Source organism: Erythrobacter oryzae, from assembly GCF_030271515.1.
GTDB classification, from domain to species: domain Bacteria; phylum Pseudomonadota; class Alphaproteobacteria; order Sphingomonadales; family Sphingomonadaceae; genus Erythrobacter; species Erythrobacter oryzae.
The window spans coordinates 756,375-767,192 of the sequence record NZ_JASCXI010000001.1 but is presented as its reverse complement, the minus strand read 5'-3'; the positions used below and the strand labels follow the sequence as shown (position 1 = coordinate 767,192).

The window sequence follows — 10,818 nt, the reverse complement described above, 5'->3', positions numbered from 1 at the left end:
ATCGTTGCGTCTATTTCAGAATGTTATGGATCGCCTGAAGATCCCTCCTCCGCTACCATGAAAATAAACATCTGAAAATTAACGATAAAAGTTTGCAAAGTGGGACTCGAACGGCGCCGAGTTACCCTTAGGTATCGGCGCTTAGTCACTGAAATTACGAAATTTTGAAGTGCTTGAGTTAACGGTCCCCAATCGGGAAATCGACCCCTGCTCGACTGTGTGGGGTATCGCTGAGGGGCTTGCCTGGCTCGCGATACCCCCAAAAGCCGCAGGAGATTTGCATGATCGCGAGCCATGTTGCCGCGGGCTCGGGTCGGGCACGCATCGCACATCTGGAGCGGGCGTTGCGTGGCGTGCCTGCGCCGGTCAGTGGGGCGCGTCTGGCGATCATCCGGCAGCCGACTGAGCGCCATCGGTCGCAAAGACTGGATCTGGGACGTTTCTGGAGTTCACGCGCGACCTGCCGGACAGCAATCAATGTCGGGAGCCGAAATTGAGCTTTGATCCGACCGCCCGCCTATTCCGAATGATCGCAGATATGGGTATCTCGGTGCAGCCATGATTGTTCCGCAGCGCGGCACGGAGTGTTTCCCCGTGGTGCGATTGTTGCACTAACCTTGCAGGCCTAATTCTCGCTCAACAACGGATCGAGCGAGATTGCCATGCCACAGACCGGATCACTCAAAGCCGATGTCGTGATTATCGGTGCAGGCAGCGCCGGAATGTCGGCTTACAAATCGGCGCGCAATTTCACGGATTCGATCCTCGTCATTGAGGAAGCGCACTACGGGACGACCTGCGCACGGGTTGGCTGCATGCCCTCCAAGCTCCTGATCGCCGCAGCCGAAGCCGCGCATCACGCCCGTCACGCGGGTCGCTTCGGCGTCCGGGTCTCGCAGATCGAGGTCGACGGTCGGGCCGTGATGGCCAGAGTCCGTGCCGAGCGCGACCGCTTTGTCGGCTTCGTTCTCGAAGATGTCGAAGGCTGGCCGGAGGCGCACAAGATCAGGGGATCGGCCCGCTTTACGGCTCCCGGCCGCCTGCTGCTGGACGATGGAACCGCGATCGAGGCCGGCCGTGTGGTGATCGCCACAGGCTCGCGCGCCATGTGGCCCTCGGCCTGGGATGCGCTGGGAGACAGGCTCATCATCAATGACGACGTGTTCGACTGGGATGAACTGCCAGAGTCCGTCGCGGTCTTCGGCAACGGGGTGATCGGTCTGGAACTTGCCCAGGCGCTCGCTCGCCTCGGCGTGCGGGTGAAGCTGTTCGGACGCAGCGGGCGGGTCGGCCCGTTGACCGACCCTGCGGTCACCGAGGCCGCCCACGCTGCATTTGCCGCCGAGTATCGCTTCACCCCGAACGCGCAGGTAGTCGCTCTCGAACGGCAGGGCGACGCCGTCGTGGTGACCGAGCAGGTCGATGGGCACGAGATCGAGGAGCGCTTCGACTACCTGATCGCCGCCACCGGCCGCCGCCCCAATCTTGACCGCCTCGGTCTGGAGCACGCCGGTATTGCGCTCGATGAAAGCGGCACCCCGATCGGCTGGGATCGCCACACGACCCGGATCGGGGACAGTGCCATATTCCTTGCTGGCGATGCCGCACCTGACGCACCGCTGCTCCATGAAGCATCCGATGCCGGACGGATCGCCGGGGAGAATGCCGCACGCTTTCCCTTCGTGGCACCGCGCCATCGTCGCACGGCGATCGGCGTTGTCTTTTCCGACCCGCAGATCGCCATGATCGGCCAAAGCCACGCACAACTGGAACAGGCCAAGGCAAGCTTTGTCACCGGCACTGTCGACTTCACGGGGCAAGGACGGTCCCGGGTGGCGGGACGCAATGTCGGCAGGCTCAACATCTATGCCCATCGTGTGACCGGCAAGCTCCTCGGGGCCGAGATGGTGGGCCCTGCGGCCGAGCACATCGCCCACCTGCTCGCCTGGGCGCTGGAGGCGGATCGCTCGGTCCAGCAGATGCTCGACAGTCCGTTCTATCATCCCGTGATCGAGGAGGGGGTTCGAACAGCGCTCCGGGCCGCGCGCGACGCGATGGATGAAACCTCCCCCGCACACCGGCCCTGCCTCGACTGCCGACCCACCGCCTGACCGGCAACCCCGCACAAGGACGAACACCATGACCACGCATATCGCCATCAACGGCTTCGGCCGCATCGGACGCCTGCTCGCTCGCCTCATTCGGGAGCAGCGCCCCGAGGGCATCGCGCTGGTCGCCATCAACGACATGATGGACGCGCGCAGCTGCGCAGCCCTTTACAGGCACGACAGCGTGCATGGGCGGGCAGCCGGCGATGTGGAATTCGGCGACGGCTGGATCATGGTCGGCGGGCAACGCATCGTCGTGACCCGCTTCCCTGATCCGTCGGCAATGGATCATCAGGCTTCAGGCATTGACCTGGTGATCGAGGCCAGCGGACTGTTCACCGATCGCAAGAGAGCTGCGGCACACATCGCGCGTGGTGCCCGGCGCGTGCTGATTTCAGCGCCCGCGAAAGATGCGGATCTCACCGTGGTTCAGGGCGTCAATCATGCCCTGTTGCGTCCCGAACATAGCATCGTGTCGAATGCCAGCTGCACCACCAATGCACTCGCTCCGGTTGTCGCTGTGCTCGACCGCGCCATCGGCATCGAGCGCGGTCACATGACCACCGTCCATTCCTATACCAACGATCAGCGGCTTCACGACCAGTACCACCCCGATCTCAGGCGTGCGCGCGGCGGAGCGATGTCGATGATCCCCACCTCGACCGGCGCGACCAAGGCCGTCGCCGAAGTGCTGCCGCAACTCAAGGGCAAGCTGTCCGGTGCCTCTATCAGGGTTCCGACACCCAACGTCTCGCTGATCGATTTCGTGTTTCATGCCGCGCGAGCGACGGATGAGAACGAGATCAACGCGCTTCTGGAAGAGGCTGCGGCCGGTCCGTTTGCCGGGATACTCGCGACCACTAGCGAGCCGCTGGTCTCGGTCGATCTCAATCACAATCCGGCAAGTGTCACTGTCGATCTGGCCGAAACCAAGGTCACGGATCAGCACCTGGTCCGCATCCTTGGCTGGTACGACAATGAGTGGGGTTTCGCCAACCGCCTGCTTGAAACTGCGCGTCAGATGGCAGCGCAGCTCTAGACACGCGCCGGCTCCACCGTGGAGAGACTCCCCTCCGGAGTCACCCGGCGGCGAGGTCGCTCCTCACCACTACGTCTTGCGCGGCCTTGAAGCGGCAACGAGCGGCCACACGATCCAAGGGAAAGCGAAGAGGAAGAAGAGGCCTTGGAGCACATGAGCGACCGGGATGTCCGGGAGCAGGAAGACCCCTGCACCATAGGCCGCCAGCGCCATGGAACCCTTGCGGTAGTGCCGGGTCCAGCCCGGGTCCTCGCGCTTGAGGCAATCGACGCACAGCTCCATCATTCCGCCTCCCGATGGATCATCGTGGGCTGGCCGCATTCAGGCGTGGTGTCGTTCATGGCAGTTCTCCTGCGGTCACCGCGCCTTGTCGTTTTCGAGGAGCGGAAGCGTGAATGGTGCAGCGCGTGATCTGATCAATCTATCCGTCTGCGGCGCGATGAGAACGCGGACAGATGGCAATGATCCATTGCGTCTGCGGCAATGATGCTGGCCAGACCCGCGCCTGTCCGGTCGTTCCGTTCTCCGGAATGATCTGCTGCACGGTTTCGCCGTTCTGGCGAAACGCTGCCGCAGGTACGCCTCCAACAATCCCGCATGGCGCGGGCAATCGAGACGGGAGTCTGGTCATGCACAAACACACTGATGCGGTTCTGGCAGCGCTTGCCGGTTTTGTGCTCACCGGAGTTGTCCTGGCACCGCCGGCCTTGACGGCTCACGCCGAGAAGGCGGCGCGGATTGCCGTTTATGACAAGGCTCTGGGGCCGGATGCCACGCGTTTCGGCAGCGAGCGCGCCGGCCGCCTTGCCGGCGCGCTGCAAGGCCGCGGTCACCGCGGGGATGCTGGCAGACAGGTGGTCGCGGCTCAAGCGGCTCCAGGCCGGACAATCCGGTAGAGCGGCAAGCTAGCAATCGTCGAGGCTGGCGAGCATGGCCATGATGAGATCGTGGCCGTTCGTCAGTCCGGCAAAGCGGCGCGCAATTCTGCCGCCGGCGAACAGGATCATGGTCGGCAGCGAGCGCACCCCGAACAGGTTGACCAGTTCGGGGTTATGTTCGGCGTTGACCTTGACGATGGCGGCTGCGCCGCGAACGCGGGCTTCGAGCGCTTCCAGCATGGGGGCTTGCATCTCACACGGGCCGCACCCGTCCGCGTAGAAGCTTACGAGTACGGGATGGCCAGCATCGATCACCGCAGCCTTGAAGGTCGCGGTGCTCAGCTCCCGCGGCATTGCGGCACCTAGAGCCCGAGGTCCGACAGGCCGGGATGGTCGTCGGGACGGCGACCGAGGGGCCAGCGGAACAGGCGCTCTTCCTCGCGGATGGGGTGTTCGTTGATGCTCGCAAATCGCCGCTGCATCAGGCCGTCAGGGGCAAACTCCCAGTTCTCGTTGCCATAGGCGCGGAACCAGTTGCCGCTGTCATCGTGGTATTCATAGGCATAGCGCACCGCGATCCGGTTGCCGGCGTGCGCCCACAGCTCCTTGATCAGCCGGTAGTCGAGCTCCTTGGCCCATTTGCGCTCCAGAAACGCCTGCGCCTCGGCACGCCCGCGCGGGAACTCGGCGCGGTTCCGCCATTGGGTATCCTCGGTGTAGGCGAGCGCTACCCTGGCGGCGTCGCGGCTGTTCCAGCCATCCTCTGCCAGACGCACCTTCTCGCGGGCGGTTTCATCGGTGAAGGGGGGAAGCGGGGGACGGGTCATGGCAGGCTCCTCTGGCTGGCACACAGGAAAGACCGGACGGGGCTAGCTTGGGGGGAGCCCCGCCCGGTCTACATGCGGATCGGCCCGGAGGGAGCGTGATCCGCACGATGTCATCGGGGAGATTGGGGGGAGGCGTCCGATAACGCTTGCAAGCTAGGCCCGACGGGTCGGTTGCAGAACCACGGAAGGGCGAAAGGGATCATTGCGCTGCGCGAAACGCTGCGAGCTCGGCTTCGAGCACTGCTATCTTCTCGTCGCGCTCCGCGAGCGCCCCGCGGACGTCGTCGGCGTGGAACATCTGCGGAATGTGCTGCGGGCAATTGGAATCCCATGCCTCGACCTCGAATTCGATCACCTGCTCGGGCCGAGCGCGGTAGCCGTCGGGCATCAGGCGCTGTTCGAGTGCCGCGTCGCCCTCGATCACCCGCGCAGTGCCCCAGATCTTGATCCGCTGGCGCCGCGCGTAATCCATCAGGAAGATGCAGGCGCGCGGGTTCTCGGCAAGGTTGCCGGTGGTGATGAACTGGCGGTTTCCCTTGAAATCGGCAAAGGCGAGGGTGTGGTCGCCGGTGATCTGCAGGAACCCCGGCGGGCCGCCGCGGTGCTGGATGTAGGGCTGGCCTTCGGCGCTCGCGGTGGCGAGATAGAAGCTGCGGACGCCGGCAATGAAGGGCGCCAGATCCTCCAGTGACCGGCCCATCTCCATCCCTTCGTAGATCGCGGCGGATCCCTTGCGCGCCTGCGCCGCTCTGACTGAGGGCGTGAAGGCAACATCGACGGGCCGGCGCGTCATGCTGTCGGGACCTGCGGCGTGATCTGCCATGTTGCATCGGGACGCGGCACGCGCATCAGCGCACGGATCCGGTCGGCGACCGTTTTCGAGGTCAAGTCGCGCAGCAAGGCAAAGGCCACTTCGATGGCAGTGCCCGGGCCGGTCGAGGTCATGAGCGGCCCGTCGATGACGATCGCTTCGTCGACAAACTGCGCGCCGTAACCTTCTAGCTGGGCTTTCCGCTTGCCTCCTACCTGATGATAGGTGGTCGCCCGCCGCCCGTGCAGGATCCCCGCTGCACCGAGGGCGAGCGACGCCACGCAGACCGACGCGACGATCTTTCCGCGTGATTCAAAGTGGCGGATGACCGCGAGGAACTCTTCCGACAGGGCATCCTGATAGAAGCCGGCTTTGGCGAAACCGCCCGGCACGGCCAGCGCATCGAAGCTGTCGAGATCGAGATCGCTGACCAGCGCGTCCGGCATCACCGAAAAGCCGAAAGTGGCGCGCAGACGCGGGCGCAAACCTGCCGAGACCAGCTCGATCGGCTCGTCGCCGTCGATATTCGCCCAACCCAGCACATCGGTGAAGCCTGCCGCTTCGAGCGGTTCAAAGCCATTGGCAAGCAGGAGGAGCACTTTTTTCGCCATGAGTTCTTGTTCCTTGCGGGAGTTAGACGTCGAGTATCAGACGGTCGCCGCCGCCTTCGGATGGGTCGGCAGGCACGGCGCAGCAGATCAGCGCCTCGTCGGCGCCTACCTTGGCGGAGGGGCGGGCTTCGTAGGTGACCTTGCCGGCCAGAACCTTGACCGCGCAGGTGCCGCACGACCCACCGCGGCAGCTGTATTCCGGGGTCAGGCCGCGTGCTTCAGCGAGATCGAGCAGGCTGCCCGCGGACGGATCCCAGCGCGCCTCCTTGCCGGATTTGGCGAAGGCCACCGGCACCGGCTTGCCCGCCGCAGGTGGCAAAATCTCCGCGCTGGATGGCTCGCGCCGCTTGAGCGAGGCGGGGCCGAAGGCTTCGGCATGGATCCGCGCGTCGGGAACCCCGATGTCACTCAGCTGGTCATAAAGCCCCTGCATGAAGGGTGGCGGCCCGCACATGTAGAAGTCGTAGGCATCGAAGGGCAGGGTCTGGCGGAACAGTTCGGTGCTGATCCGGCCCTCGGCATCGAAGTCGGTGCCGGGCACGGCGTCTTGCGTGATCTCGAGCAGGCGGACGACCCGCAGCGCGCCGCCAGCCTGTGCCATCAATTCGGCAATCTCTGCATCGAAAGCCCGTTCGGCCAGCGTCCGCGCGGCGATGAACATATAGGTTGGCCGCACCCGGCGCTTGCGCAGTCCCTCGAAGACAATGCTGCGCAGCATCGCCAGCATCGGCGTGATTCCGACCCCGGCGGCGAGCAGCACGGCCGGCCGCGCTTCCAGCGGATCGATGGTGAACCCGCCCGCAGGCGCGCGCGCCTCGATCACGTCGCCTGTCTTGAGATCGTTTTGCAGATGGTTCGACACCAGCCCCTGCCGCTTCACGCTGATCCGATAGAACCCGTCTGACGGCGCGGTCGAGAGCGTGTAGGTGCGCAGCACCGGCTCGCCGGCGGGATCGGGGCGCACCCGGATCGGCAGATGCTGGCCTGCTTCGTGCACAACGATGCCCTTGCCGTCGGCAGGCTCGAGATGAAACGAGCGGATGACGCTGCTTTCATCAACGATCCGGGCGATCCGGAACGGGCGCCAGGTGTTGCGGGACTTTTCGGCTGCGATCCGGTCGGCGGCCTGCTCCCAGTCGCCGGTCATCAGGCTGTTGGGCGACCACCCCTCGGCGCGCATGGAAAAGCGCAGCGGCAGGGCAGCAGGGCGCAGCACGACCTTGCGCGGGCGAAACACCCATAACCGCTCGGCACCCTGAAACGCGGCGATCTCGTCGGAATCGAGCACCACCTCGGCATCGCCGGTCAGGTGCAGCATGTCGCCGGTGACAAAGTCGGGGAAGACGAGGCCCGCTCTGGGGTTCAGCAGGATATTGCCGAGGGTGTTGAAATGGAGGTTTCCGGCAAAGTCGGGAATGGTCAGCGAGCCATCCTGGTTGATCCGCACAAACCCGGATTTGCCGCCGCGGTGCGAGGCATCGACATGACGGCCATTCGCGTCATCGACATAGGACGAGACGAAGAATGTATCGGCCTCGGCGATCATCGCCCGCACCCGCGGGCTGTCCATGCCGAGCGTCTGCGCAGCGGGCACCTCGGCAAAGTCTCCGGGCTCGCGCACGAAGGCGAAATCGCGCAGCTGGATATATTGCGGGCAATTGCCGAAAGCGTGTTCGACCGCGACTTCGAAACCTTCCGCGGTCAGTGCGCGCAGCGTGCCGTTCATCCGGTTGCGCCGCCGCGTGTGGAGCTCGATCCCGAGCAGGCCGACCGCTGCACCATCGTCCAGTGACGCCGTGGCCGGGTCTTGCGGGTCGGGGTAAGCGGCAAAGGCGAGGCGCTTCGGATCGGGGCTGGCCATGAAGCCGGGCCTGCCGCTCAGCAGTGTGATCCATGCATCACCCTCCCCATCGACCGCGCCGAGCACGATGAAGGGGAGCTGACGATAGAAGTCGCGGTGCTGGTCCGGCATGTGGTCGCGGATTACCCGGCGACCGAAGGCCTCCATACGCTCGGCCACACCGACCGCTTTCTGCAAGGCGACTTCACCATCATGGAACGGCGACGGCGGTTGGGTCATGGTTGATCTCCCCCGAAATGCGGTGCTGCGGGGCCGCCCTCGGGCAGCCCCGGTAGCGGATGGATCAGGCGGCGAGGCCGACCGGGGTCTTGCCGAATTCGACGAACCCGGGGAGGCCCTCGATCCGGGCGAGCCAGCTCTTGACGTTGGCGTAGGCGGCGAGGTCAACATTGCCCTCCGGCGCGCGCGCGATGTAGCTGTAGAGCGCGAGGTCGGCGATGGTCGGGCGGTCGGCAGCGATCCACTCGTGGTCTGCGAGTTCGGCTTCGATCAGCGCCAGCACCGCGTGGGCACGGGCGATCACTTCATCGGGGTTGAAGCCCGCCTTAAAGATGGTGACGAGGCGTGCGGCACCGGGCCCGAAGGCGATCTGGCCGGCAGCGACCGAAAGCCAGCGCTGCACCTTGGCGGCGCCTGCCGCGTCTTCGGGCAGCCAGTCGGTGCGGCTGAACTTCTTGGCGGCATAGACCATGATGGCGTTGGAATCGGCGATGAAGGCGCCGTCGTCTTCCAGCAGCGGCACCTGGCCGAAGCGGTTCTTGGCGAGGTATTCGGGCGATTTGTGCTCGCCCTTGGCGAGATCGACCTCGACGATTTCGACGTCGGCGCCGATCAGCGAGAGGAACAGGCGGGCACGGTGGGCATGGCCGGAAATGGGGTGGAAATAGAGCTTCATGATGGCTTCCTTCGGCAAAAGCGGATGGCAGGCGGGCCATCCGGCGAGCCATGAGATGCGCCCGGCGGGGCCCGATCAGAAGCTTCGAAGGACGCAAGTCACTATTCCGCTCAGCGCAGTTATCGCCTAGGGCTGGCGTGATTTCGCCACGCAGGGGGTAATTATGTCGCGGTTTCATGCGATGCAGGTATTTGTGAAGGTGGCCGAAACCAGCGGCTTTGCCGAAGCGGCGCGGCAGTTGAACATGAGCCCGCCGGCGGTCACCCGGGCGGTCGCCTCGCTCGAAGACCAGATCGGCGCGCGGCTGTTCACCCGCACCACCCGGACAGTCAAGCTGACCGAAGCCGGCACGCGCTATTTCGACGACTGCCGCCGCATCCTCGCCGATGTCGCCGAGGCCGAGGCGGCGGCGGGCGGCTCCTATGCCAAGCCCACGGGGGTGCTCACCGTGACGGCGTCAGCGCTGTTCGGGCAGGATTACATTGCGCCGATCCTCACCGAATATCTCGACCAGAACCCGGACGTGAATGTGCGCGCACTGTTCGTCGACCGGATCACCAACATGGTGGACGAAGGGATCGATGTCGGCATCCGTATCGGTGAACTGGCGGATTCGAGCTTCAGCGCGATCCGCGTCGGCGCGGTGCGGCGGGTGGTGTGCGGCGCGCCGGCCTATTTCGAAAAGCATGGCGTGCCGCTGCACCCGTCCGAGCTGACCAGGCACAACATCATTGTCAGTACCACATCATGGGCCTCGCTCGACTGGCGTTTCGGCGGCCCGCAAAAGCCGGTGGTGCGGATTGCGCCGCGGCTTTCGTTCAACACCTATGGGGCGGTGCTCAAGTCGGCCATGCTCGGCTGGGGTCTGGCGCGGCCGCTGTCCTACCAGATCGGTCAGGCGCTGATCGATGGCGACCTGCAGACTGTCCTGTCCGAGTTCGAGGACGAACCTCTGCCGGTCCACGTCGTCCACCCCGAGGGTCGCAGGGCCTCGGCGAAGGTCCGCGCCTTTGTCGATCTGGCAGTCGACCGGCTGCGCGCCAACCGGTCGATCAACTGATTTGTTCCGATTCAAGGAACAATATCTTCCATCTTTGCCCAATTATCGCCGCGGAATGACGGGCCTATCTCCAGCTCACCCCGACACCGGGATCCAACTGGAGAACAAGCATGAAGTCCCCTCTCATCTCGATCGCCGCGCTTGCCGCTCTTGGCGCCCTCGCTGCTCCCGCCCATGCCGACACCTTTGACGGCCCTTACGTCGGCGTGACCGCCGGCTGGGAGCGCAGCGAGATCGCCGACCGCATCGAAGCGCGCCCGATCACCGGCGAGGCGTCGCGCGACGCGCTCGTGCTCGGCGGCTATGCCGGCTACAATCTCAAGGCCACCGACAGGATCGTGATCGGCGCCGAAGCCGGGTTCACCGCGGCCGTGGATGATACAGCCCGCGCGACTTCGGGTGGACGGCCGCTGACCATCGACCCGCGCTACAGCTTCGATCTGTCCGCTCGGGCCGGGTATCTCGTGACCGACAAGGCGCTGGTCTATGTCCGCGGCGGCTATGCCAACAGCCACGTGCGTACCACCTTCGCTCCTGCCACCGGCGCTCCGGTCGTCACCTCGGACAATCTCGGCGGCTAGCAGCTCGGCGGCGGTCTCGAATATGCGATCTCCGACCGCATCTCTGCCCGTGCCGAATACCGCTACAGCGATCTCGGCAGCAATGGTGGACAGTATGACCGCCACCAGACGCTGGTCGGTGTGAGCTACAGTTTCTGACGCTCGCCG

At 64.9% G+C, this 10,818-nt stretch carries 11 protein-coding genes and 1 pseudogene; 4 read left to right on the top strand and 8 right to left on the bottom strand.

All coding sequences use genetic code 11. The features are described 5' to 3' along the window. The first annotated feature begins 662 nt into the window (after positions 1-662). Together PFX90_RS03775 and gap are read left to right on the top strand one after the other, a co-directional pair. A complete protein-coding gene (locus PFX90_RS03775; protein WP_285710760.1) occupies positions 663-2,111 on the top strand; it encodes a dihydrolipoyl dehydrogenase in 1,449 nt (482 codons plus the stop codon). 28 nt (positions 2,112-2,139) lie between these two features. Then, on the top strand, positions 2,140-3,147 hold the full coding sequence (gene gap, locus PFX90_RS03770) for a type I glyceraldehyde-3-phosphate dehydrogenase (protein WP_285710757.1): 1,008 nt from the start codon (positions 2,140-2,142) through the stop codon (positions 3,145-3,147). Positions 3,148-3,216: 69 nt separating this feature from the next. Here the strand turns inward: gap and PFX90_RS03765 are convergent, their stop codons facing one another. From PFX90_RS03765 to PFX90_RS03730, 8 genes are all read right to left on the bottom strand, one after another. Beyond that, positions 3,217-3,432, bottom strand: coding sequence for a hypothetical protein (locus PFX90_RS03765; RefSeq protein WP_285710755.1), 216 nt, complete (start codon positions 3,430-3,432; stop codon positions 3,217-3,219). 131 nt (positions 3,433-3,563) lie between these two features. Beyond that, positions 3,564-4,016, bottom strand: a complete 453-nt coding sequence (locus PFX90_RS03760) for a hypothetical protein (RefSeq protein WP_285710753.1) — start codon at positions 4,014-4,016, stop codon at positions 3,564-3,566. Positions 4,017-4,052: 36 nt separating this feature from the next. Beyond that, positions 4,053-4,379, bottom strand: a complete 327-nt coding sequence (locus PFX90_RS03755; RefSeq protein WP_285710751.1) for a thioredoxin family protein — start codon at positions 4,377-4,379, stop codon at positions 4,053-4,055. Between the two features lie 8 nt (positions 4,380-4,387). Next, positions 4,388-4,852: a nuclear transport factor 2 family protein gene (locus PFX90_RS03750; protein ID WP_273984477.1), complete on the bottom strand. Its 465-nt coding sequence runs from the start codon at positions 4,850-4,852 to the stop codon at positions 4,388-4,390. A gap of 199 nt (positions 4,853-5,051) precedes the next feature. Continuing rightward, positions 5,052-5,645, bottom strand: a complete 594-nt coding sequence (locus PFX90_RS03745; protein WP_285710746.1) for a pyridoxamine 5'-phosphate oxidase family protein — start codon at positions 5,643-5,645, stop codon at positions 5,052-5,054. Continuing rightward, complete coding sequence (locus PFX90_RS03740) at positions 5,642-6,274, bottom strand: DJ-1/PfpI family protein (RefSeq protein WP_285710744.1); 633 nt, start codon at positions 6,272-6,274, stop codon at positions 5,642-5,644. The genes PFX90_RS03745 and PFX90_RS03740 overlap by 4 nt, the downstream gene beginning before the upstream one ends. Before the next feature lie 22 nt (positions 6,275-6,296). Further along, positions 6,297-8,354, bottom strand: coding sequence for a pyridoxamine 5'-phosphate oxidase family protein (locus PFX90_RS03735; RefSeq protein ID WP_285710740.1), 2,058 nt, complete (start codon positions 8,352-8,354; stop codon positions 6,297-6,299). Positions 8,355-8,418: 64 nt separating this feature from the next. Beyond that, positions 8,419-9,030, bottom strand: coding sequence for a glutathione S-transferase family protein (locus tag PFX90_RS03730; RefSeq protein WP_285710737.1), 612 nt, complete (start codon positions 9,028-9,030; stop codon positions 8,419-8,421). A 163-nt stretch (positions 9,031-9,193) separates the two neighbouring features. Here PFX90_RS03730 and PFX90_RS03725 point away from each other — a divergent pair, with 163 nt between their 5' ends. Both PFX90_RS03725 and PFX90_RS03720 read left to right on the top strand, forming a co-directional pair. Beyond that, a complete protein-coding gene (locus PFX90_RS03725) occupies positions 9,194-10,090 on the top strand; it encodes a LysR family transcriptional regulator (RefSeq protein WP_285710735.1) in 897 nt (298 codons plus the stop codon). 110 nt (positions 10,091-10,200) lie between these two features. Further along, positions 10,201-10,809 (top strand): annotated as a pseudogene (locus PFX90_RS03720) (outer membrane protein). Positions 10,810-10,818 lie beyond the last annotated feature (9 nt).